The sequence below is a fragment of the Collimonas sp. OK412 genome (assembly GCF_900112135.1).
GTDB classification, from domain to species: domain Bacteria; phylum Pseudomonadota; class Gammaproteobacteria; order Burkholderiales; family Burkholderiaceae_D; genus Collimonas; species Collimonas rhizosphaerae.
Map to the genome: position 1 here is coordinate 421,086 of NZ_FOLC01000001.1, position 23,621 is coordinate 444,706.

At 62.1% G+C, this 23,621-nt stretch carries 16 protein-coding genes and 1 tRNA gene; 10 read left to right on the plus strand and 7 right to left on the minus strand.

Annotated features, from left to right (window positions below; translation table 11 throughout):
* Positions 1–22 precede the first annotated feature (22 nt).
* Positions 23–880, minus strand: a complete 858-nt coding sequence (locus BM062_RS01845; RefSeq protein WP_092392455.1) for an oxidoreductase — start codon at positions 878–880, stop codon at positions 23–25.
* 168 nt (positions 881–1,048) lie between these two features.
* A complete protein-coding gene (locus BM062_RS01850; protein WP_092392457.1) occupies positions 1,049–1,915 on the minus strand; it encodes a MurR/RpiR family transcriptional regulator in 867 nt (288 codons plus the stop codon).
* 195 nt (positions 1,916–2,110) lie between these two features.
* On the opposite strand from BM062_RS01850, the gene BM062_RS01855 reads away from it, so the two are divergent.
* The 8 genes from BM062_RS01855 (at position 2,111) to BM062_RS01890 (ending at position 11,105) form a co-directional block, all read left to right on the plus strand.
* The gene (locus tag BM062_RS01855) at positions 2,111–3,154 is read left to right on the plus strand and encodes a sugar ABC transporter substrate-binding protein (protein ID WP_092392459.1); all 1,044 of its coding nucleotides are present in this window, start codon (positions 2,111–2,113) and stop codon (positions 3,152–3,154) included.
* A 189-nt stretch (positions 3,155–3,343) separates the two neighbouring features.
* Positions 3,344–4,504, plus strand: coding sequence for an ABC transporter permease (locus BM062_RS01860; protein WP_254784858.1), 1,161 nt, complete (start codon positions 3,344–3,346; stop codon positions 4,502–4,504).
* 2 nt (positions 4,505–4,506) lie between these two features.
* The gene (locus BM062_RS01865; RefSeq protein ID WP_092392464.1) at positions 4,507–5,289 is read left to right on the plus strand and encodes an ATP-binding cassette domain-containing protein; all 783 of its coding nucleotides are present in this window, start codon (positions 4,507–4,509) and stop codon (positions 5,287–5,289) included.
* A 12-nt stretch (positions 5,290–5,301) separates the two neighbouring features.
* Positions 5,302–7,269, plus strand: coding sequence for a bifunctional 5-dehydro-2-deoxygluconokinase/5-dehydro-2-deoxyphosphogluconate aldolase (gene iolC, locus BM062_RS01870; protein WP_092392466.1), 1,968 nt, complete (start codon positions 5,302–5,304; stop codon positions 7,267–7,269).
* Entirely contained in the window at positions 7,266–9,131 is a 1,866-nt protein-coding gene (iolD, locus tag BM062_RS01875; RefSeq protein ID WP_092392468.1) for a 3D-(3,5/4)-trihydroxycyclohexane-1,2-dione acylhydrolase (decyclizing), read from the plus strand. Before iolC ends, iolD begins: the two co-directional genes overlap by 4 nt.
* 46 nt (positions 9,132–9,177) lie before the next feature.
* Positions 9,178–10,086, plus strand: a complete 909-nt coding sequence (gene iolE / locus BM062_RS01880) for a myo-inosose-2 dehydratase (protein WP_092392470.1) — start codon at positions 9,178–9,180, stop codon at positions 10,084–10,086.
* The gene (iolB, locus tag BM062_RS01885) at positions 10,083–10,877 is read left to right on the plus strand and encodes a 5-deoxy-glucuronate isomerase (protein ID WP_092392472.1); all 795 of its coding nucleotides are present in this window, start codon (positions 10,083–10,085) and stop codon (positions 10,875–10,877) included. The genes iolE and iolB overlap by 4 nt, the downstream gene beginning before the upstream one ends.
* A 143-nt stretch (positions 10,878–11,020) precedes the next feature.
* A tRNA-Leu gene (locus BM062_RS01890) sits at positions 11,021–11,105 on the plus strand.
* A gap of 170 nt (positions 11,106–11,275) precedes the next feature.
* Here the strand turns inward: BM062_RS01890 and BM062_RS01895 are convergent.
* Positions 11,276–15,331 carry a Pls/PosA family non-ribosomal peptide synthetase gene (locus BM062_RS01895; protein WP_092392474.1) on the minus strand — a complete coding sequence of 1,352 codons (4,056 nt, stop codon included), beginning with the start codon at positions 15,329–15,331 and terminating at the stop codon, positions 11,276–11,278.
* A gap of 362 nt (positions 15,332–15,693) precedes the next feature.
* Here BM062_RS01895 and BM062_RS01900 point away from each other — a divergent pair, with 362 nt between their 5' ends.
* Entirely contained in the window at positions 15,694–18,516 is a 2,823-nt protein-coding gene (locus BM062_RS01900) for an EAL domain-containing protein (RefSeq protein WP_092392475.1), read from the plus strand.
* 20 nt (positions 18,517–18,536) lie between these two features.
* Here the strand turns inward: BM062_RS01900 and BM062_RS01905 are convergent, their stop codons facing one another.
* The 4 genes from BM062_RS01905 to BM062_RS01920 form a co-directional block, all read right to left on the minus strand.
* On the minus strand, positions 18,537–19,757 hold the full coding sequence (locus tag BM062_RS01905; protein ID WP_092392477.1) for a winged helix-turn-helix domain-containing protein: 1,221 nt from the start codon (positions 19,755–19,757) through the stop codon (positions 18,537–18,539).
* Positions 19,758–19,769: 12 nt separating this feature from the next.
* Positions 19,770–20,657 (minus strand): Dyp-type peroxidase, encoded by an 888-nt coding sequence (locus BM062_RS01910; RefSeq protein WP_092392479.1) that lies wholly within the window; start codon positions 20,655–20,657, stop codon positions 19,770–19,772.
* A gap of 92 nt (positions 20,658–20,749) precedes the next feature.
* Positions 20,750–22,060: a type II toxin-antitoxin system HipA family toxin gene (locus tag BM062_RS01915; protein ID WP_092392481.1), complete on the minus strand. Its 1,311-nt coding sequence runs from the start codon at positions 22,058–22,060 to the stop codon at positions 20,750–20,752.
* On the minus strand, positions 22,057–22,344 hold the full coding sequence (locus tag BM062_RS01920) for a helix-turn-helix domain-containing protein (RefSeq protein WP_139219966.1): 288 nt from the start codon (positions 22,342–22,344) through the stop codon (positions 22,057–22,059). The genes BM062_RS01915 and BM062_RS01920 overlap by 4 nt, the downstream gene beginning before the upstream one ends.
* Positions 22,345–22,614: 270 nt before the next feature.
* Between BM062_RS01920 and tauA the strand changes: the two genes are divergently transcribed.
* Positions 22,615–23,619 carry a taurine ABC transporter substrate-binding protein gene (gene tauA, locus BM062_RS01925; RefSeq protein ID WP_092392485.1) on the plus strand — a complete coding sequence of 335 codons (1,005 nt, stop codon included), beginning with the start codon at positions 22,615–22,617 and terminating at the stop codon, positions 23,617–23,619.
* The last annotated feature ends 2 nt before the right edge of the window (positions 23,620–23,621 follow it).

Here is a 23,621-nt window from a genome sequence, read left to right on the forward strand (position 1 = left end):
GCTTTGCGCCGGGGGCGGCTGGCTAGCCCCCGATTGCCGTAAACGCAGCATCCGAGCAGGCAGTGTCCTCGCCGATTTTCCGCCACTTTGCGGTTTCTTCATCCATGTAGGCGCGTTTTTGCTCCCACAATCCGTAAGCATCCGCTCCTAGCAGGATGCGTAACGGCGGCTCGCTGCTTTCGACCACCTTGATCATGACCTGGGCCGCCTTGCGCGGATCGCCCAGCTGCTTGCCGTTGACGCCGTCGAGATAGCTGCGGATGGGTTCAATCACAGGTTGGTAGTCAGGAATGTCTGTCTCCGGCCGCACGTTGGCCTGGCCGGCGAATTCGGTGCGGAATGCGCCAGGTTCGATGATGCTGACGCGGATCCCGAGCGGCTTGAGTTCATCGTGCAAAGCCTCTGAATAGCCTTCCAGCGCGAACTTGGCAGCACCGTAAAGCGCAAATCCGCCGACATTGACGCGCCCGCCGATGCTGGAAACGTTGAGGATGTGGCCGCTTTTCCTGGCGCGCATGCCCGGCAATACGGCGCGGATCATTTCAGCGCAGGCGATGAAGTTGATTTCCATCTGCTCGCGCAGCTGCGCCGAGGAAAATTCTTCCGCCGCACCCAAGCTGCCGCGGCCGGCATTGTTGACTAAAACATCAATTTTCCCAAAGCGCTGGATGGCCGCCTGGAGCGCCGCCTGCCGATCATTTTCACTGGTGACGTCCAGGCGCGCGGCCAGCGCCGTGTCCGGATATTGTTGCGCCAGGTCGGCGTTGGCCTCGGTTCTGCGCGCAGCCAATACGGCCTTGTCGCCGCGGCTGAGAACCGCTTCCGCAAGTGCGCGTCCCAGGCCGCTGCTGCTGCCGGTGATGAAGTAAACTTTACTCATTGCATGTTCTCCTCAGGTCAGGAAAGTACTGCGCAACATCGTGCGCAATTGGCAAGGCGGGAAGTATTACTGGAATTACTGAAGCATGGCTTGCCGCTGCATCAATCCGTGCTGCGGATCACAGCGGCAAGAGCGCTATTCTAGCGTCGCAAGGGACGCCGTGCATTACTACTCATCATAACCGTCGATGGCGCCGGTCTCTTCTACATTCAGTTCCAGGCGATATGCCAGTGCGATGAACAACGCCTGGCACAGGCACATCGCATTGGTCAGCGAACGGAAGGCGAAGGCGCTGCCTTCTTTCACCGTCAGCAAGACAGATGCGTGCCGCGCCAGCGGACTCAGCTGGCTGTCAGTGATGACCAGCGACTTGGCCTGGTGGTGGTGCGCCAGCCGCACGCAAGCCTGGGTTTCCTTGCCGTAAGGAGTAAAGCTGATCGCGATCACGACGTCGTTCTTGCCGATGCTGCGGATCTGCTCGCGGATCATGCCGCCGAGGCCGGACAGCAGGTGCACGCGCTTGTTGGTGTGCTGCAGGGCGTACACGATGTAGCTGGCGATGGGGAAGGAGCGGCGCACGCCGATCACGTAGATGTTGTCGGCCTTCTGCAGCAGCTTGACCGCGGCGTCGAACTGCACGTCGTCCATGCCGTTCAACAGCTCGTCCAGGCCGCTGCGGCTGGCTGCGATGAATTCGCGCGCCATCGAGCCGCCGGTGAGCGGGGTCGGCTTGGCGTCGATCAGCTTGCGTATCCGCTGCTGGTAGTTTTGCGACGGTATCGCCTGCGCCGTATAGGCATCGCGAAACACCGCCTGCATCTCGCTGAAGCCGCTGAAGCCGAACTGCTTGGCAAAGCGCACGATGGCGGACGGCTGCACATCGCAATGCTCGGCGATGTCGCTGATCCGTTCCAGCATCAGGCTGCTGCGATGCTGTTCCACATAGGTGGCGATAATCTTCAGCTGGCGCGAAAGCGTTGCGTATTGTTCGGCGATTTGCAGCATCAGCTGGTCGACAGTCGGCGTATCTGCCATGGTGTTCTTTCTGGTTTATGTCGTGAAGCAATTATAAAGAAAATCTGGCAAGTGAAAATAAAATTCTAATTTAAATTTAATTGAAAAAAACGTTGCATATTGCACTTGCTTGTTCTATTGTTTAATACCGATGACGCTGTCGGATCCGGGCGATCAGCCTAAAGGGTAGTGAACAAAACAACAACGGAGACAATTATGCAACGACTCAGATGCAAGGGCCTGGTCAGGGCCCTGATGGTGACGGCGCTGGCGATGAGCTTTGGCGCCATGAACCCCAGTTATGCCGCAAATGAAAAATTCGTCCTGATCAGCCATGCGCCGGACTCCGATTCCTGGTGGAACACCATCAAGAACGCCATCAAGCAGGCCGGCGAAGATTTTAACGTCACGGTCGATTACCGCAATCCGCCGAACGGCGACCTGGCCGACATGTCGCGCCTGATCGAACAGGCGGCGGCCCGCCACTACGATGGCGTGATCGCCAGCATTGCCGATTTCAGCGTGCTGAAAAAAGCCATGGAAAACGTCACGGCCAAGAAGATCCCGCTGGTCACCATCAATTCCGGCACCCAGCAGCAAAGTGAAGAATTGGGCGCGGTGATGCACGTCGGCCAGCCGGAATACGATGCAGGCAAGGGCGCCGGGGAAAAAGCCAAGGCAGCCGGCATCAAATCTTTCCTGTGCGTCAACCATTACGCCACTAATCCATCCTCGTTTGAACGCTGCCGCGGTTTTGCCGAAGCCATCGGCGCCGACTATAAAAAATCGACGCTGGACGCAGGCCAGGACCCGACCGGCATAGAGAGCAAGGTCAGCGCCTACCTGCGCAACAATCCCGGCACCCAGGCAGTGCTGGCGCTCGGCCCGGATTCAGCCTCGCCAAGCTTGCGCGCGCTGCAAAAGATGGGCTTGAAAGGCAAGATGTGGTTCGCCACCTTCGACCTCTCCGAAGAAGTCGCCAAGGGCATCAAGGACGGTTCGGTGCAGTTTGCGATTGATCAGCAGCCCTACCTGCAAGGTTATATCCCGGTCGCCGTGCTGGCCATCATGACGCAAAACAAGACCACCGACGTCGCCACCATCCAGGCCAAGCTGAAAGCCAATCCGAAATTCCAGGCACGGCTGGCCGAATATGGCCTGGCGCCGCTCTACGGACCGCGCCACATCAGTTCCGGTCCAGGCTACATCACCAAGGACAATCTCGACAAAGTGTTGAAATACGCCGGCCAGTATCGCTGATCGGGGGCTTGTCTTACACGGCTGCCCGTAACGGCGACGGCACGGGCAGCCAGGCGGAAACCCAGGGGGACGATGCACCCCGGGCCTTGTTTCGTCCGTAACATCTCGCCATACCCCAACCGGCCGGTCCGACACGCGGCTAACGCGGTTAAGTTCGCGGTTAAGTTAATACATGCAGGAGAGACAACCATGAATTCAAGCAGTGCGCACGCTGACAAGCTAGGCGCGGACGGCAGCGGCCCGGCGCAGCAGAAGAGCGCGCCGAAAGACGAACGGGTGCGCCAGGAAGGCTCCTTGAAGCGCTTCCTCGGACGGCCGGAATTCGCCTCGCTGGCAGGCGCCATCCTGGTCTTTATCGTATTCGGTTTTGCCGCCGGCGATTCCGGCATGTTCAACCTGGACGGGGTGGTCAACTGGATGCAGGTGGCAGCCTACCTGGGCCTGATTTCGATCGGCGCCTGCGTGCTGATGATCGCCGGCGAGTTCGACCTGTCGATCGGTTCGATGATCGGCTTTGCCGGCATGATGGTGGCGATTCCCACTGTCTATTTCCACTGGCCGTTCTGGCTGGCGGTCATGTTTGCCTTCGCCGGCTCGATGGCACTGGGCTGGCTCAACGGCTACCTGGTAGTCAAGACCCGGCTGCCTTCCTTCATCGTCACGCTGGCGTTCATGTTCATCCTGCGCGGCCTGACGCTGGCGCTGTCGATCATGTTCGCCAACCGCACCATTGTCAGCGGCGTCGGCGACCTGGCGGCCAACGACTGGCTGGGCAGCTGGCTGTTCACCGGCAATCTCGGCAGCGGGCTGTTCCACTGGATGGCCAGCCATGGCTGGATCGCCACCATGAGCAACGGCCAGCCATTGGTTGCGGGCATTCCCAAGGTCATCGCCTGGTGGCTGGTACTGGCGCTTGGGGCCAGCTTTGTCCTGGCGCGCACTCGTTTCGGCAACTGGATCTTCGCTGTCGGCGGCGACGCCAACGCCGCCAAGAATGTCGGCGTGCCGGTGAAGCGGGTCAAGACGTCGCTGTTTGTGTTTACCGCCTTCTGCGCCTGCCTGTTTGCCGTGCTGCAGGTGGCCGACGTCGGCTCGGCGGCGGCCGACCGCGGCCTGCAAAAGGAATTCGAAGCGATCATTGCTGCCGTGATCGGCGGCGCCTTGCTGACCGGCGGTTACGGTTCGGTGATCGGCGCCTGCTTCGGCGCCCTGATTTTCGGTGTGGTGCAGATCGGCATCACCTATACCAATCTCAATTCCGACTGGTTCCGGGTGTTCCTCGGCGTGATGCTGCTGGTGGCGGTATTGTTCAACAATTATGTCCGTCGCCGCGTGACGGAGGCGAGGTAATCATGAGCGAAACCATTTTAGCCCTGGAAAATGTCAGCAAGTATTTCGGTTCGGTGATTGCCCTGCAAAATGTCACATTGCGCCTGAAAAAAGGCGAGGTGCATTGCCTGCTGGGCGACAACGGCGCCGGCAAGTCGACCTTGATCAAGACGCTGGCGGGCGTGCACAAGCCCTCCGAAGGAGAATACCTGGTGGATGGCAAGCCGGTCTCTTTCAACTCGCCGAAAGAGGCGCTGGATGTCGGCGTGGCGACCGTGTACCAGGACCTGGCGCTGGTGCCGCTGCTGTCGGTGGCGCGCAATTTCTTCATGGGGCGCGAGCCGACCAAGAAAGTGTTCGGCATCACCGTCATGGATATCAGCTACGCGGCCGAGACGGCGCGCGAAAAGCTGGCTGAAATGGGCATCATGGTGCGCGATCCGCATCATGCGATAGGCACCATGTCGGGCGGCGAAAAGCAATGCCTGGCGATTGCCCGCGCGATTCATTTCGGCGCCCGTGTCCTGATCCTGGACGAACCGACCGCGGCGCTCGGCGTGAAGCAGTCGTTCAATGTGCTCAAGCTGATCCACAAGGCGCGCGAACGCGGCATTTCGGTGATTTTCATTACCCACAATGTGCATCACGCCTATCCGATCGGAGATTCCTTCACCTTGCTCAACCGCGGCAAATCGATGGGCACCTTCACCAAGGACAACGTCACCAAGGATGAAGTCCTGGACATGATGGCGGGCGGCGCGGAAATGCAGACGCTGATGAATCAGTTGGAAGGCATACAGGTTTAAAGGAATGCACTCATGCTAAACACTAACAATACCTTCGCATCAGGGCGCAAGCTCGATGTGGTTTGCATCGGGCGCCTGGCGGTGGACCTGTATGCGCAGCAGATCGGCGCGCCGCTGGCGGATGTCAGCAGTTTTGCCAAATACCTGGGCGGGTCTTCCGCCAACATCGCTTTCGGCTGCGCCAGGCTGGGCCTGAAATCGGCGATGCTGGCGCGGGTCGGCAACGAGCATAACGGCCAGTTCCTGACGGCGGCGCTGGCGGCCGAGGGCTGCGATGTCAGCCAGGTCAAGGTCGATCCGGAGCGGCTGACCGCGCTGGTGATGCTGGGCTTGAAAGACAAGGACACTTTTCCTCTGATTTTCTACCGGGACAATTGCGCCGACATGGCGCTGGCCGAAGAAGACATTGATGAGGCGTTCATCGCCTCCAGCAAGGCGCTGCTGATTACCGGCACCCATTTTTCAACGCAGCAGGTGCACCGCAGCAGCAGCCTGGCGCTGGAATATGCACGCCGCAACAACGTCCGCACGGTGCTCGATATCGATTACCGGCCAGTGTTGTGGGGGCTGACGCAAAAGGGCGACGGCGAGACGCGTTTCATCGCCAACGACGGCGTGACGGCGCACCTGCAAGGAATCTTGCCGAAATTCGACCTGGTGGTCGGCACCGAAGAAGAATTCATGATCGCCGGCGGCGGCCGCGACATCATCGCTTCCTTGCAAGCGGTGCGCGCAGTGAGCCAGGCAACGCTGGTGGTCAAGCGCGGCCCGCTAGGATGCGCCGTGATCCATGGCGCCATTCCCAGCTCGCTGGATGAAGGTTTCAACTACAAGGGCGTGCAAGTCGAGGTGCTCAATGTGCTGGGCGCCGGCGATGCTTTCCTGTCGGGATTCCTGAAGGGCTGGCTGAACGGCGAAGGCGATGAAAGCTGCTGCCGTTACGCCAATGCCTGCGGCGCCCTGGTGGTGTCGCGCCATGCTTGCGCGCCGGCGATGCCGACGCCGGTCGAACTGGCCTATTTCCTCGATCATGCGGAACGCATGCAACGGCCCGACCAGGACGCGCACCTGCAGCGGCTGCACCGGGTCACGGCGCCGCGCAAAACCTGGGATGAGGTCAACGTATTCGCCTTCGACCATCGCAACCAGTTCTTTGAGCTGGCGCGCGAGTCAGGCGAGTTCGGCGTCAGCGAAGCGCGCTTGCCGCAGCTCAAGCAGCTGCTGGTGCAGGCCGTGGCCGCCACCGAGCAGGCGTTGGGCCTGCAAGGGAAGATCGGCATATTGGCCGATGACCGGTATGGCCAGGATGCGCTGAATGCGGCGACCGGACGCGGCTGGTGGATCGGCCGCACAGTCGAACTGCCGCTTTCGAATCCGCTGGAATTCGACTACGGCCGTTCGATTGGTTCGCATCTGCTGAGCTGGCCCAAGGAACATGTGGTCAAGTGCCTGGTGCAGTTTCATCCGGACGATGCGGTAGAAAAGCGCCTGGAGCAGGAAGCGCAGATCCGCGGCTTGTATGACGCGGTGCAGGTCAGCGGCCATGAGCTGCTGCTGGAAATCATCCCGCCCAAGGATTTGCCGAAGGCTGAGGATACCGTGCTGCGCGGCATCAAGCGCCTGTACAACCTGGGAATTTATCCTGAATGGTGGAAACTGGAATCGATGTCGGCCCAGCAGTGGCAGGCGATCGACGGCCTGATTGCCGAGCGCGATCCCTATTGCCGCGGCGTGGTGCTGCTGGGACTGGCGGCGCCGGTAGAAGAACTGGCCGCGGGTTTCCGTGCCTCGCGGCACAGCAAGACCTGCCGCGGTTTCATGGTAGGGCGGACGATTTTCCATGAACCGTCCAAGCTGTGGCTGCAAGGGCAAATAGACGACGCCGCCTTGATCCGCCAGGTAAGGACGACTTTCGAGAAACTCATCGGCGTCTGGCAAGCCAGCCGCAGCGAAGAACCGGCAGCGGAGCGCGCAGCATGAATGCAAAAACCATACGCCTGACCATGGCGCAAGCGCTGGTGCGCTACCTGGCCGCCTTGCGGGTCGATACGGCGGACGGCCAGGCGCCGTTGTTCGGCGGCGTCTTTGCCATCTTCGGCCATGGCAACGTGGCCGGCCTCGGCGAGGCCCTGTACCAGCATCGGGAGCAGTTGCCGACCTATCGCGCGCATAACGAACAGGCCATGGCCCATGCTGCCATCGCCTATGCAAAGACCAACATGCGACGGCGCATGATGGCGGTCACCAGCTCGATCGGGCCGGGCGCCACCAACCTGTTGACAGCGGCGGCGCTAGCCCATGTGAACCGTTTGCCGGTGCTGCTGCTGCCGGGCGATATCTTCGTTTCGCGGCGGCCTGATCCGGTGCTGCAGCAGGTGGAAAATTTCCAGGACGGCGGCGTGTCTGCCAACGATGCGTTCAAGCCCCTGTCGCGTTATTTTGACCGCATCTGTTATCCGGAGCAGTTGCTGACGGCCTTGCCGCGCGCGATCCAGGTGCTGACCGACGCCGCCGAGTGCGGCCCGGTGACGCTGGCGTTGCCGCAAGACGTGCAGGCCATGGCTTACGACTATCCGGTCGAGTTTTTTTCGCCGCAGACAGTAAGGTTCCGCGCCCGCGGACCAGCGGCAGACGAGCTGCAGGAGGCGCTGGCCTTGCTGAAAAACGCCCGGCAGCCTTTGATCGTGGCCGGCGGCGGCGTGCTGTATGGCGAAGCCACCGAAGCGTTGCGTGCGTTTGCTGAAAAACATGCGGTGCCGGTGGCGGAAACCCAGGCCGGCAAAAGCGCCTTGGCCTGGCGCCATCCCCTGCAGCTGGGCGCGCTTGGCGTAACCGGTTCGCCGGCTGCCAATGCCCTGGCGCAGAAGGCCGACGTAGTGATTGCGGTCGGTACCCGGCTGCAGGATTTTACAACCGGTTCGCATTCCCTGTTCGGCCAGGCAAAACTGTTGAGCATCAACGTCAATGCGGTCGATGCCATGAAATGGCAAGGGACGCCGATGCTGTCCGACGCCCGGCTGGGGCTGGCTGCCTTGTCGCAAGGCTTGCAGGACTGGCGTTCCGGCACTGGTTGGCATGCACTGGCGCTGGAACAGGCCAACAGCTGGCGCGCCACGGTCGACAAGATCACCGGCCAACGGGAAATAGAAGCGCCGGCCTTGCCGTATGACGGCGAAGTGATCGGCGCGGTGCAGCGTTCCAGCATCGACTCGACCGTGCACGACATCGTGGTGTGCGCCGCCGGCACCTTGCCGGCCGAGCTGCACAAGCTGTGGCGCACCTCGACTCCGGGCGGCTATCACGTCGAATATGGCTATTCGTGCATGGGCTACGAGATTGCCGGCGCGCTCGGCGTCAAGCTGGCGCAGCCGGACCGCGACGTGATCGTGATGGTGGGCGACGGCAGCTACCTGATGATGAATTCGGAGATCGCCACGTCAGTCATGCTGGACAAGAAACTGATCATCGTGGTGCTGGACAACCGCGGCTACGGCTGCATCAATCGCCTGCAGCAGGCTTGCGGCGGCGCGCCGTTCAACAACATGCTGGAGGATTGCCTGCAAGGACCGCAGGGCGCGCCGGCCATCGATTTCGCCGCGCATGCCAGGTCGCTTGGCGCGCTGGCGGAAAACGTCAAGACCATCGCCCAGCTGGAAGCGGCGCTGCAACGGGCGCGCGCCGCCGACCGTACCTACCTGGTATGCATCGATACCGACCCCGCGCGTACAACCGAAGATGGCGGCTGCTGGTGGGAAGTGGCGGTGCCGGAGGTATCCGAGCGGCCGCAGGTGCAGGCCGCGCGGGCCGAATACGAACAAGCGCGCCATAGCCAAAAAGTGTGAGGCTTAATAGAGTGAGTGTTAATAATGTAATGCAGCGAGAGAAACCATGACATTTAACGTAAAGATCGGCATCAACCCGATTTCCTGGATGAACGACGACCTGCCGTCGCTGGGCGGCGAGACGGCGCTGGAGACGGCGCTGGCGGAAGGCGCCCAGATCGGTTATCGCGGCTTCGAGCTGGGCAACAAGTTTCCCAAGGAACCGGCGGCGCTGGCGGCCGTGCTCGGCAAATACCGGCTGGAATGCATTTCGGGCTGGTATTCCGGCCGCCTGGCGACCGGTTCGGTCGAGGATGAAATCGCCGCCGTCGGCCCGCACCTGCGGCTGCTGGCGGAAAACGGCTCCAAGGTGATGGTGTACGGCGAGGTCGCCAACGCCATCCAGGGCCGGCCGGATCCCCTGTACAAGCGGCCGCGTTTCCTGACCGACCTGGAGTGGCAGCAATACGCTGAACGGCTGACGGCGTTTGCGCGCTTTACCTTGTCGCACGGCGTGCGCCTGGCGTACCACCATCACATGGGCGCTTACGTCGAAACGCCGGCCGATGTCGAACGCCTGATGGCGCTGACCGGCGACGAAGTCGGCCTGCTGTTCGACAGCGGCCATATCACCTTTGCCGGCGGCGATCCCTTGCAGGTGCTGGAACAGCATATCAAGCGCGTCTGCCACGTCCACTGCAAGGATGTGCGGCCGGCAGTGGTGAAGATGGCGCGCAACGGCAACTGGAGTTTCCTGCAGGCCGTGATCAACGGCGCGTTTACGGTGCCGGGCGACGGCGCCATCGATTTCGGCGGCCTGCTGCGCCTGCTGCATCGCCATGGCTACGCCGGCTGGCTGGTGGTCGAGGCAGAGCAGGATCCGGCCGTCGCCCCGAGCTATCAATATGCCGAAATGGGCTACCGCCACCTGGCAGGGCTGGTGCAAGCCATCGGCAACGAGAAGGAGGCAGCATGAGCTTGCTTGTCAAAGGCCAGGCGCAGGGGCGCGAAATCGTCAGCGTCACGCCGCAATCGGCCAACTGGCGTTTTGTCGGCTTTGCCGCCTATCGGCTGGCGGCTGCTGAACGGATCCGCTTCGATACCGCCGAGCGCGAGGTGTGCATCGTGGTGCTGCGCGGCGTGGTCAGCGTGCAGGCCGGCGACCACGCATGGAAAGAAATCGGCGAACGGCAAAGCGTGTTTGACCAAAGTTCGCCGTATGCGGTGTATGTGCCGCATAGCCATGCGGTCACCATCAGCGCCCATGGCGATGCCGAAATTGCGGTTTGCAGCGCCCCCGGCCATGGCAGCCTGGCAGCGCGCCTGATCGAACCCGGCATGGCCAAGCGTTCGGTGCGCGGGCAGGGCAGCAATACCCGTTATGTCTGCGACATCCTGCCGCAGACTGAACCGGCCGATCATTTGCTGGTGGTGGAAGTCGTGACGCCCGGCGGCCATTCTTCAAGTTACCCGCCGCACAAGCACGATACCGATAACCTGCCGCAAGAGAGTTCGCTCGAAGAGACCTATTACCACCGCCTCAATCCGCCGCAGGGTTTTGCGTTCCAGCGCGTGTACACCGACGATCGTTCGCTGGATGAATCGATGGCGGTGGAAAACCACGACGTGGTCATGGTGCCGCGCGGATATCACCCGGTAGTGGCGCCGCACGGCTACGACAGCTATTACCTGAACGTGATGGCAGGTCCCAGGCGCGAATGGCATTTCAAGAACGATCCCGCCCATGAATGGATGTTGCAGCGTTGATCCGGTGCCGGTTTGGGGCGTCGTCTATGAAGGGTAGTAAATAATTGCATAAAAATCGCAAACTCCGATTGACCGAAGCTATCAAATGCACGTATTATTCTGTCTTCGGAATTGCAGTGAGTCTTACGGGGCTTCGCATTACGGCCCACGTGGCGGAATTGGTAGACGCGCATGGTTCAGGTCCATGTGCCGCAAGGTGTGGGGGTTCGAGTCCCTCCGTGGGCACCAGGTAACTGGTGTTGGAAGTAAAGAGAAACCGCATAAACATCAATGTTTATGCGGTTTTTTTCTTTTCTGGCCCAATTTTGCTTGGTTCCATCCAGCGTCGGCAGCAGAAAATGCGACCAGGCTGATGAGTCTCCCGGCCGCGGCTGTCAACGATGAAACCCTGCCGCCTTTCAGTTTTTTGCCGGCGCCGCCGGGCAGCCGCGCCAGTTGGTGCCTGCCGGGATCGATTCGCCTTTCATCACCAGCGTCAGCGCGCCCAGCTTGGCGTTGTCATTGACGGTCGCGCTATACAGCACAAAGCTGCGCGGCCCCATGTAGACCCGGCTGCCGATGTGGACGTGGTCGATCTTCATGACCCGGTCTTCGAACAGGTGGGTCTGCGGACAAGCCTGGGCGTTCAGTTCGCTGTAGTCGCCGATGGTGACGCAGTCGAACTCGGTGATGTCGGTGGTATTCATGTACACCCCGCGCCCGATATGGCAGCCCAGCAGGTTCAAGGCCAGCGGCAGCCACGGCGTGCCGCGCAGATAGTTCATGAAGTTGGGTATCGCGATCCCTTCATACAGGTTGGTGACGCCCTCCGACAGCCAGACGAACCGCGTCCACATGGGCACGCTGCATTTCTTGTAGCGCCCGATCAGCAGCCACTTGAGGGCGGCGATGAAGATGAAGGTGCCGATGCCGTACAGCAGGCCGGCGCTGGTGAGCAAGGAAATCACCTCGCCCCATTGGCCGGCGCCGGCCAGCGGCATCAGGTTCAGCACCACGGTATAGCCGACCGCGATCACGATCGCATGCGGCGAAACGATCCGGAAGCCTTCCACCAGCGAGCGACCCAGGCGGCGCCGGCGCGATGGACGGAACGTCAGGTGTTCCGGGAAACCGCTGGTCTGCTCGCGCGCCGGCAGGTTGATCGGCGGCGAACCGAGCCAGGTGTCGCCCGGGCGCATGCGGTCGTTGTCCGGTGTACGCGAGTGGACGCCGATCAAGACGTTTTCCGGCAGGATGCTGCCGTCCGGCACGTAAGCGCCGTTGCCGACGAAGCTGCGGCGCGAGATCACGGTCGGCTTCATGGTCATCCAGCCGCCGTCGATCTGTTCGTCGCCGAGCAATACGGCATCGGCGATAAAGGTATCGTCGCCCAGGGTCAGCATGTCAGGCACCACGCCCAGCGCCGTCGAAATCTCGGCATGGCGGCCCACCTTTGCGCCCAGCAGGCGGTACCAGTAGGGCGCGTAGACAGTGGCGTAGACGCCATGCAAGACGCTCAGGCTGGATTCCTGGATCTGGTTGACCAGCCATTTGCTGCAATAGATATTGCTGCGCACCGGCCAGCTGCCGGCCCGCATGCGCGGCAGCAGGCTCCAGCGGATGCCGGCCGAGAGCAGGGCGGTGCACACGATCAGCACCGCAGTGGCGGGGAACGCCATGACGAAATATTTGGACAGCTGGAACGGCACATTGCCGTTGCTTTGCAGCCAGGGGAAACGATCGGTATCGTCGAGCCAGTCGATCAGGATGAAGCTGGGGAACACCGGCATGAAGAACAGGGTGGTAATCAGGAAGGCGCCGAACAGGAAAAATATCGACTCACCCAGCTGGCGCCTGCGCGTAACCGGCGGCCGCGGCGGTTTGGATGCCTGGTCGAAAGCGCCGGCGTCGCGCGCCGGGGAGCCGGTCCAGATGCGGCCGGCCGGCACCGCCTGGCCTTCGCTGATGGCGCTCTGGCCTTCCACATGGCCGAAGGCGCCGACATTCGTGTTGCCTTCCATGACGACATAGGAACCGATGCAGCTTTCACGCTGTAGCGTGATCGGCCCTAGCCACAGCTCGCCATGCTCGACGCGGGCGTTTTCAAAGTTGACGGCATTGCCGATGCTCACGCCGTCCTCTATGGTAAGCAGGTCGTGCGCGCGCAAGGTCATGGAGCCGATGATGACTTCCGATCCGATGCGCGCACCCAGCGCCCGCAGCCACCAGCTGTACAAGGTCGAGCCGCTCAGCAGGTAGGCCGGCGCCGCCTCGATCAGGCGGTCCGCCAGCCACCAGCGGTAATAAGTCAGGCCCCAGAGCGGATAGCGGCCGGCTTTCAGGCGTCCCGCGATCAGCCATTTGGCGGCGATCGCAATGGCGAACTCAAACAGGGTGGCCAGCAGGAATACGCCTACCGACACCACGATTGCCAGGGCAATCGAATCGCCCGGGTCGCCGGTGAAAAAGTGATAGGTGAAAAACGGCGCCAGCCATTGCATCATGCGCATCGCCACCAGCCACGGCACGGCGGCAGCCTGGGCAGCGCCGCACAGCCAGCGCTTCAGGTCCGACGGCGCGCTCCAGCTGGTATCGACCTCGATGCCGGCCGCCGGCGCCACGGCCAGCACCTGGGCGATGCGCCCTACGGTGCGGTTCATGTAAATGTCGCGCACCGTCACGTGGGCAAAATCGGGGTTGGCGCGCAGGGCGGAGGCAAGTTTTGCCGCGAACAGCGAATGGCCGCCGAGGTCGTTGAAGAAATCGGCGCTGCGCTGGATAGGCTGGCCGGGGAACAGTTTGTTGAGCGCCGTGAACAAGGCAACTTCGGCCGGCGTTTCAGGGACGTCGGAATCAAGGCCGCCGGCGCTGATTGCCGCCAGCGGCCGGGCTTTCAGCGCCTTGCGGTCGATCTTGCCGGATGTCAGGCGCGGCATCTCCTGCATCGCTTCGAAGAAGCCTGGCACCATGTAGGGCGGCAGCCGTTCGGCCAGGGCGCCGCGCAGCGCCGCGGGGACGATTTCCGTGCCGCTTTCGGCGACGATGAAGGCGATCAGCTGGTCGATGCCGTCTTCCTGGCGCAATATGACCGCCACCGTGCCGACTCCCGGCTGGCGCGCCAATACTTCCTCGATTTCACCCAATTCGACGCGAAAGCCGCGGATCTTTACCTGGTCGTCGGTACGGCCCAGGCATTGGACCCGGCCGTCGGCCTCGATCCGGGCCAGGTCGCCGGTGCGGTACAGGCGGCAGTCATGTTCGCCGCTGGCCCAGGGATTGGCCAGGAATTTCTCGGCGGTCAGTTCCGGGCGCCCCAGATAGCCTTCGGCAACGCCGGGGCCGGTAATGCACAATTCGCCGGTTTCGCCGCGCGGCAGCAGGCGCAAACCGTTTTCCAGCGCCGGCTCAGTTACCACCTTAATCACCAGCAAACCGTAATTGGGCAAGGGCCGGCCTATGGTCACGACTTCGTTGGCGCGCAGCTCGGCCAGGCTGGCCGATACCGTCGCTTCGGTCGGGCCGTAGGTATTGAAGATATGTCGGCCCGATTCCGGCTTGGCCCAGCGGCTGACCAGCGCCTCGGGGCACATTTCGCCGCCCAGGTTGATGATGCGCAGGCTTGGCACATCCTGGTTGAACAGGGCCAGCAGGGTCGGCACCGCGTGCAATACGGTGACGCCATGCGCCGCCAGCGCGAGCGGCAAGGCTTCCGGGTCCGAGGTCAGTTCCTTGGGGGCGATCCAGAGCGTGGCGCCGGCCAGGTAGCTGATCCAGATTTCTTCAAACGACATGTCGAAGGCTACCGAAAAGCCCTGGTAGACGCGGTCGCTGGCGGCGACGCCCAACACCGCGTTTTCACTGCGCAGGAAATGGCAGATGGCGCCTTGGGTGATGGCGATGCCCTTCGGTTTGCCGGTCGAACCGGAGGTATAGATGACATAAGCCGGGTCGCTGCGCCGCACCTGCTGGCGCCGCAGCAGCGGCGCCTCGGAGGGCGCCAGCAGCTGTTCGGCGGTCCAGACCTGGCAATGGCCTTGGTCCAGGCGCGGCGCGAATTGCTGGCAGCTGACGATGCCCGGCGCTTGCGCGTCCTCCAGGCAGACGGCGATCCGGTCCGGTGGCGTATCCGCATCCAGCGGCAGCCAGGCGGCCCCGCTCTTGGCAATGCCGGCCTGCATCACCAGCAGGTCGATCCCGCGCGGCAGCCAAAGGCCGACGATCTGGCCCGGGCCGACGCCCGCCGCGATCAGGCGCGAAGCGACCAGGTCTGCGTATTGGTTGAGTTCCCGGTAAGTCAGCCGGCGTTCGCCGAACACCATGGCGACCTGGTCCGGCAGGCGCGCGGCAGTGGCTTCGAGCAGGTCTGCCAGCACCTCGTCCCGTATCAGCTCGGGCCGCAGCGGCCCCTGCAAAATGTCTGGATGGGCTGAAAAATCGCTGGCAGCCGCGGTATCGACGAGCAAAGACTGGGTCATGGATGAGGCAAGTAAAAAAGACAGGAGAAAGACAGCAAGGCGGCGATGGTAGCACGGCTGGTATCGGTAACGTTCAGACAATTTTGCACTGGGCCTGCGGTACGATTTCCCGGCCCGCGGCAAGCCCCGCCCGTGGTTATCCCAGCACCTTCAGATGGCCGGCCCGCGGCGGCTTTCCGGCTGCAAGCCGCGCATTGTTTTATCTGTTTTTTTATCTGTTGCTAATGAACTTGCTAATAGGAAACTATTGGCCGTATGATGGGCCATTCGGGCGCCGGTTTCAAGTAGTGTTGTTTTTCGCAATTTCCTGCAATTCCGCTAAAGCTTTCTGACTGTGCTGTTTTTATCAGTGAGGTTTTGTGATGCAGCGATTGAAGAAATTTTTCACCATGGACGGCGGCATGCGCTGGGTCAAGGTGGTCTTGCCTTTCCTGGCGATCGTCGCCTTGATGGTGGGGCTGCTGGCGTTCAGCATGAATATCCTGTCTTCGGTGCGCGCTTTTGTCGGCGGCGAGAGCCTATGGTCGAAGGCGCAGAAGGAGGCGGTATTCCACCTGAACCAATATACGGTGACGCATGCCGACCTCGACTACCAGAAGGTGCTGAAGGCGCTGGCGGTGCCGATCGGCGACCGGCGCGCCAGGGACGAGCTGGATAAAGCCGATCCCGACCTGCAAGTGGTGCGCCAGGGGTTCCTCGACGGCGGCAATCACCCCGACGACATTGACGGCATCGTCAGCCTGTACCGCAACTTCAAGAATTTCAGCCTGCTGCGGGAACCGGTCGCGAACTGGAAGATCGGCGACAAGCTGATCCAGGAGCTGAGCACGGAAGCCGACCGCCTGCACGCGGCGATCAATGCCGGCAACCCCGATCCACAGGCGATGATCGCCAGCGTCGCCCGCATCCGCGAGATAGACGCGGAATTGACGCCCCTCGAATTGCGCTTTTCAGCCAGCCTGGGCGAATCGTCGCGCGAGGTCCAGCGCCTGCTGCTGTTTGCGACGCTGGCCATCGCCGTCGGGCTGATGGTTTTCGGCAGCTGGATTTCCCGCTATATCCTGACCAAGAGCGACCAGTTCGAAGAAGCGCTGAAAGTCAGCCAGGAGCGGCTGCAGCTGGCGATGCTGGGCAGTAACGACGGCCTGTGGGACTGGGACATCGAGGCTGACAATATCTACTATTCCCCGCGCCTGAAGGAATTGCTAGGTTATTCCCTGGAAGACGACGAGCCGACGCCGCTGCAGTTCCTTAACTGCATCTATCCTTCCGACCTGGATGCGGTACGCGCCAAACTGACTTCGCACCTGCACGACAATTCGCCGTGCGACATCGAATTCCGGATTGTCACCAAGGGAGGAGAATTGCGCTGGGTGCGTTCGTGCGCGCAATCCACCAGCAATGCAGCGGGGGAGCCGGTGCGCATGGCCGGCTCGTTTACCGACATCACCGCCCGCAAGCGCTCCGAAGAACAGCTGTATGCCGCCAAGGAGCGCGCCCAGGTGACGCTGGAGTCGATCGGCGAGGCGGTGATTACGCTCAGCACCGACGGCCTGGTCGAGTACCTGAACCCGACGGCGGAAATCCTGACTCGCTGGACGCTGGCCTCGGCGCGCGGCTTGCCGCTGGAAAAAATCCTCAACGTGGTGGGCGAAAGCTCGGGCAACCGGATTCCCGACCTGATTCCCCAGATCCTCGACAACAGCATGCCCGTCGACAGGGCTTCCAACCTGCTGCTGGTCTGCGACGACGGCAGCGAAGTCGCGGTTAACCTGTCGGCCGAGCCGATCCGCAACCTGAGCGGCGAAACCATCGGCACGGTGCTGGTGCTGCACGATGTCAGCAAGGACCGCGAATATGCGGCCCAGCTGTCGTACCAGGCCAGCCACGACGAACTGACCGGGCTCATCAACCGGCGCGAGTTCGAACGGCGCCTGACGGTGGCGATGATTACCTCGCGCGACCAGCAGCGCCTGCATGCGGTGCTGTACCTGGACCTGGACCAGTTCAAGGTGGTCAACGACACCTGCGGCCATGCCGCCGGCGATGAGCTGATCCGGCAGGTCAGCGTCTTGCTGAAACAGCGCCTGCGCGATACCGACACCATTGCGCGCCTGGGCGGGGACGAATTCGGCGTCTTGCTGGAGAATTGCCCGGTCGAGCATTCGCTGCGGATCGCCGAAGGACTGCGGCAGACCGTCGCCGACTTCCAGTTTGTGTGGACCAACAAGCCGTTCACCATCGGCGTCAGCATCGGCCTGATCAACCTGGCGGGCGAAATGCATACGCTGGGCCAGATCATGAGCGCGGTTGACGCCGCCTGCTACCTGGCCAAGGAGAAAGGCCGCAACCGGGTGCACGAGTATCGGCTGGACGACAGCGAACTGTCGATACGGCATGGCGAGATGGAGTGGATTACCCGTATCAACGAGGCGCTCACGCATGGGCGGTTCTGCCTGTTCTCGCAGGAAATCGCCGCGTTGGGCAAGCCTCCCAGCCACGGCGCGCATTTCGAGATTCTGCTGCGGATGCTGGACAAGGACGACAACCTGGTGCTGCCGATGGTGTTCATTCCTGCCGCGGAACGCTACAACCTGATGCCGGCCATCGATCGCTGGGTGGTCTCGACGGTATTCGCCACCCTGGCCAAAATGCGCCAGCAAGGGCGCGGCCGGGAAATCCAGACCTGCGCCATCAACCTTTCCGGCACCAGCATAGGCGACAGCAATTTCCTCAATTTCGTGCAGGAACAGCACGTCAAATACGGCATCGCGCCGCAGATCATCTGTTTTGAGATTACCGAGACCAGCGCGATCGCCAATTTTGCCAAAGCCGCGCACTTTATCCAGGAACTGAGGAGCGTGGGTTATCGTTTTGCGCTGGACGATTTCGGCGCCGGCATGTCGTCCTTTGCCTACCTGAAGAACCTGCCGGTCGATTTCATCAAGATCGACGGCGGTTTTGTCAAAGACATGATGAACAGCCCGACCGATTATGCGATGGTGGAGGCAATCAACAAGATCGGCCATTTGATGGGGAAACAGACGATTGCCGAATTTGCCGTCAATGAACGGATTATCGGCACGCTGACCGAGATCGGCGTCGATTTCGCCCAGGGTTACGGCATCGGGCGGCCACGCGCTTTTGGCATAGGCGTCGACAGGAACCTGCTGAACGCCGGCTAGGGCCTATCGGCAGCAAGGCCCTAAGCCAGCGCTGCCTTGAGCATGGAGCGGAAGGCCCTAGGCGTGCATTGGTCGATGGCCACCTGCGGCGTGCCGTGCCAGGCGGCAAAACGCCGCAGTGTCGCCGCCAGTTCGGTCACGAATCTCTGGCTGGTGCGGGTGCCGGGCTCCAGGTACAGCGCCTTGACCTGGAACACGCCCTGGCTGCGGTGCGCCTTGGCGTCGAGCCGTCCCGCCAGCGCGCCGCGATGCAGGATGGGCAGCGTGAAATAACCGTAGCTGCGCTTGGCTTCCGGCGTGTAACACTCAAGCCGGTAATCGAAATCGAACAGTTCCAGCGCCCGCTTGCGGTCCCATACCAGCGGATCGAAAGGCGAGAGCAGGCTGGTGGCGCTGGGTTTCAGCAAGCCGCCGGCGGCGGCCAGCGCCAGTTCGCGATGCGCCGGATGGATATACAGCGGCTGCTGCCAGCCGTCCACCGTCGCCCGCAGCAGGCTGCCATCGTCGGCCAGGATCTCGGGGTCGGGGCTGGGGCGGCTCTTGGCGGTGCGGAAGTAGTCGCCGATCCAGCTCGCTTTCGCTATCCCCATCGCTTGCACCGCCTTGAGCAGCAGGGTGCGCTGGGTTTCCGCGGTGGAGGGCATGCGGGCATCGTCCCAATCCGGCAAGATGCGCTCGGCGAGATCGTAGATGCGATGGAAATTGTGGCGCTTGGCGATCATCAGGCGGCCGGCCGTGAACAGCACTTCGAGCGAACGCTTCTCCGGTTTCCATTCCCACCAGCCGCCGCCCTTGCCGTCGGTACGCTTGAAATCGGCCGAACGCACCGGGCCGTGCTGGCGGATATGCTGCAGCAGCAGCTCTATGGTGGCGCCATGCTCTTCCATCCATTTGGCCGAATACTTCCAGCCCATGGAGCCGGGGTCGATCATGCGGTGCCGGTACAGGCCGTAATCCTCGATCGGCAGGAAACTGGCTTCATGCGCCCAGTATTCGAACAGCCGGCGTTCCTCCAGCAACTCGTCCAGCCAGCACGGCTGGTAATTGCCTAGCCGGCTCCACAACACCAGGTAGGGGCTGCGCGCCACCACGTGGATAGTGTCTATCTGCAGCACGCCCATTTGCCGGATGGCGGCCAGCACGTCTTGCTTGACGGCTTTCTTGCGCACCGGACTGAGCAATCCCTGGGCCGCCAGTTGCAGAGCGCGCGCGGCAGGAACGGAGAGCTGGATGGCAGTCATGCTGGCCCCGGCTCAGATGCCGATGCTGGACAGGTCGAGGCGGCCGTCCTGCAGCGGCGGGCACCAGTAGTAGCCGCCGGTGACCGGGCGCGAAAAACTGAACAGGGCGTCGACGATGCCGTCTTCATGGCCCAGCATGCGGCGCAAGACGTTTTCGAAGCGGTCGCTGGATTCGCCGTAGGCGATGAATTCGGTCCCTTGCTGCAAGCCGTTGTCCCATGGCATGGAGTGGCGCACCATGTATGCCTCGGGTGTAAAACTTTCCTGCGCGGTGCGTTTGGCGTGGGCCGACTCCGGCGCATCTTCGATTTCCTCGTTGTCGGCGATCTGGCGGCCGATGGTGGCATCGCGCTGCGCGGCGGGGAAGCCGCGGAAACGCGGCAGGTCGTGGATCCAGCGCTGTACCGCGACAAAGCTCGAGCCCTGGCGTCCCGCGCCGTCCGCTACCAGCGCGGCGGCGATGGCTGCCGCCGCCTTGGGGTTTTCGGTGCCGTCTTCGTAGCCGGTCAGGTCGCGGCTGTCGCGATAGCGGAAAGTATCCAGCGCGTCTTCCAATACCAATTCGTCGCCCAGCAGCGCAACCAGTTGCGCGGTGCGTTCGAACAGGCTGCTGCGGTCGCTGCCGCGCAGCAGGATCCACATGGCCTGCTGGGTCGACGGCGCCGCGCAGCCCTGTCCTTCAAGCGCCGGAAACGGACGCAGGCCGCCGACATGCTGCTCCAGCGCCTGGACCAGGGGCGCGCCCAGTCCGACCACGCCCCAGTCCGCCGCAAAAACTTCGCGCAGCCGCGCCAGCGCGGCTTGCGGGCTGTGGCCGCCAAGGCGGAATGTAAGTGAGCGGCCGAGTGGCGCGAGTGCTTCGAGGATTCCTGGCTGGGCTTGGTCTGCGGTTGCTGGCATTGCTTGTCCTTAAACGGGGAAAGGGTGTGATATTAGCGGATTCCGGCCATTTTTTTGCATGGCGGGCGTTTTTGCATCGATGGCGCGAGGCACTAACCGGCTGCGGCTTTTGCGCTCTGCCTGGCCTGCCTTGCACGCAAGCCGGCGATGATGCCGCGGTTCATGAAGTAGTCGGTCAGCCTGGTTTTCTGGTGCGGCAGCAACTGGCTGGCGGCAATCAGGTCCGGCCACGCCGCCAGGGCTTTTTTGCAGACCTCGCCGATGACGTGGCGCAGCGGCGGCTCCAGCAGGCCGCTGCGGTTGGCGAAGGCGCGCAAGGTAAGCGGCGACAGGAATGAGCGCTTGGCCTGGCCTTCGGCAAACTTGAGGGCATGGCCGCTGCCGTTCAGGTACACGCTGTACGCCACGACGTCGTAGGCCGGCGAGAATTCGATGCTGCCGTCGGCCAGGTAGCGGACGCCGAAATTTTTCAGGTGGGCGTCGTAATTGCCGATCAGTTCGTTGACGGCGATGCGGCGCAGCAGCTCATGGCAGGCAGCTTCGCCCAGTCCCGGCACGGCTTGCATCACCAGCGCCATGTCGGCATAGCTGGCGCCCGTATATTTTTTGTCAGGATCGACCGCCAGTATCTGGCAAAAATCTTCGACATGGAGGCGGCCCGGCTGGTCGCGGTCGAAGCGCCGCACGGCCAGGAATTGCTGCTGCTCTTCCGCCGCATGCGGATGCTCGGCCATGATCGCGGCCAGCGGTTGCAGGCTGGCGCTGCATACGGTTACGCCGGCGGCTTGCGCCAGCTGCAGCGACAGGTGTTCGACTTCCGGCAGGCGGTCGTATTGCGCGGTGGGCAGCTTGCCGATGATGTGAGCGTCTTTGTGGCGGGTGCGGCTGACATACCTGCCGCCTTCCAGGATCAGGGCCAGTTTCGGCTGCATGCCGGAGATCGAGACGCCGTCCACCAGCGGCGCGGCGATCACGCTTTCTTCGATGGCTTCCTTGCCTTGCGTCACGAGGCGCGTCATCATCGCCCGCGTCAGTCTGGTCGGGATAGCCTTGACGGCGCCCGGCAAGTCGCGGCCGCAGGCTGCCAGCAGCTCGAAATGGTCGTCTTCCGCGCATTTGCGCTCGAACGCGATCTGCTTGCGCAATACGCCTTCCGGCAACAGGTTCTGGAAGAAGGCGGGCAGCCGCATCTGGCCTGGCGAGTTGAACATCGCCGCCAGAGGGTTGAGCAGCAAGGCCATGTCCTGCTGCGGCGTGGCGGCGCGCATGGAAAGCGACAAGGTTGGCCGCTGCGGGTCTTGTGCATAGGCCGGGTCGACCTGGAAACGCACCATGTCGCCGTACTGAAACAGGACGCCCGCCAGGCGCTCTGCCACGAAGATATCCAGTGCGCTCAGGTTCATCGGCGCGCTCCCTGCCGCGCCAGCGCCGCAGCCACCAGGCTTTGCACTTCTTCCTCGGCGGGCGCATTTGCGGCAATCGAAGACGCCACGGCCTTGGGCAGCAGCATCAGTTCCAGTCCCAGCTGATCGGCAATCGTCATCAAGGTGCTGAGGCGAGGGTCGTTCTTGCCGGCCAGGACACCGCGTATCGTCACCGTCGTCAGGCCGCTGTCACGGCTCATGGCAATGACCGGCAAGGCCAGCCGGTCCTTGGCTTGGCGCAGGATGGCAGAGAGTTCGTTCAAGGTTTTCATGGAGGTTAGTAAACTATCTTTTATGGATATAAGGATAGTATAGTATCTTTTTCTGGAAAAGATAGTTTAGTATCTTATTTGTTTAAAAGTTACTTAACTATCTCTTTACGCCGCCTACGCCAGGCGAAAACCATATAAGCATTGCCGAAAAGCTTCGTTCTGCTAGTTGTTCGAATCGATTAACTTTGCGCCAAAGCCTTAGCGTTGCATCAGCCAGGGCATTCAATTCCATCGATCGATTCAATCACAACGAGGGTTTGCATGATTGCCAATATTTTCAAACGTTTGCCAGCCTTGGCGGCTGCTTCAGTCATCGCGGTGCTGGCCGGCCGCGCCGGCGCCGCCGAACAGGAAGTCAATATTGCCTACCAGACGGTGGTCGAGCCGGCCAAAGTGGCCCAGGCTGACGGCGCATATGAAAAGGCCAGCGGCTGGAAAATCAACTGGAAGAAATTCGACAGCGGCGCCGACGTGATCACTGCGGTGGCGTCGGGCGACATCCAGGTGGGTTATGTCGGCAGCAGCCCGCTGGCAGCCGCGGCCAGCCGTGAACTGCCGATAGAAACCATCCTGGTCGCGGCCCAGATCGGCCAGGCTGAAGCGCTGGTGGTGCGTAACGGCAGCGGCATCAAGACGGCGCAGGACCTGGTCGGCAAGAAGATCGCGGTGCCGTTCGTTTCAACCACCCACTACAGCCTGCTGGCGGCGCTCAAGCACTGGGGCATTCCTGCTTCCAAGGTGCAGATACTGAACCTGCGGCCGCAGGAAATCACCGCGGCATGGCAACGCGGCGATATCGACGCCGCCTATGTCTGGGATCCGGCGCTGGGCAAGGTCAAGGAATCCGGCAAGATCCTGACCAATTCAGCCGAGGTCGCCAAGTGGGGCGCGCCGACATTCGACGCCTGGATCGTGCGCAAGGATTTTGCGCAAAAGCATCCCGATTTCGTGACCGCCTTCGTCAAGGTCACCGGCAAAGCCTACGCCGATTACCGCAGCCACGGCGCGGACTGGAAAGCCGGTTCGCCGCAGTTCGAGAAAATCGCCCGCCTGACCGCCGCCAAGCAGAGCGATATCGCTGAACTGCTGGCCGGCAGCGGCTTTCCTACCCTGAGCGAACAGGAGCAGCTGCTGGGCGGCTCGACCGTCAAGGCATTGGCGGCGACTTCCGGCTTCCTGCAGGAGCAAAAGAAAGTAGAACGCGTATTGCCGGACTACCAATCCTATGTCAATCCGGCGTTTGTCAAACAAGCCGCGCTTCAATAAGG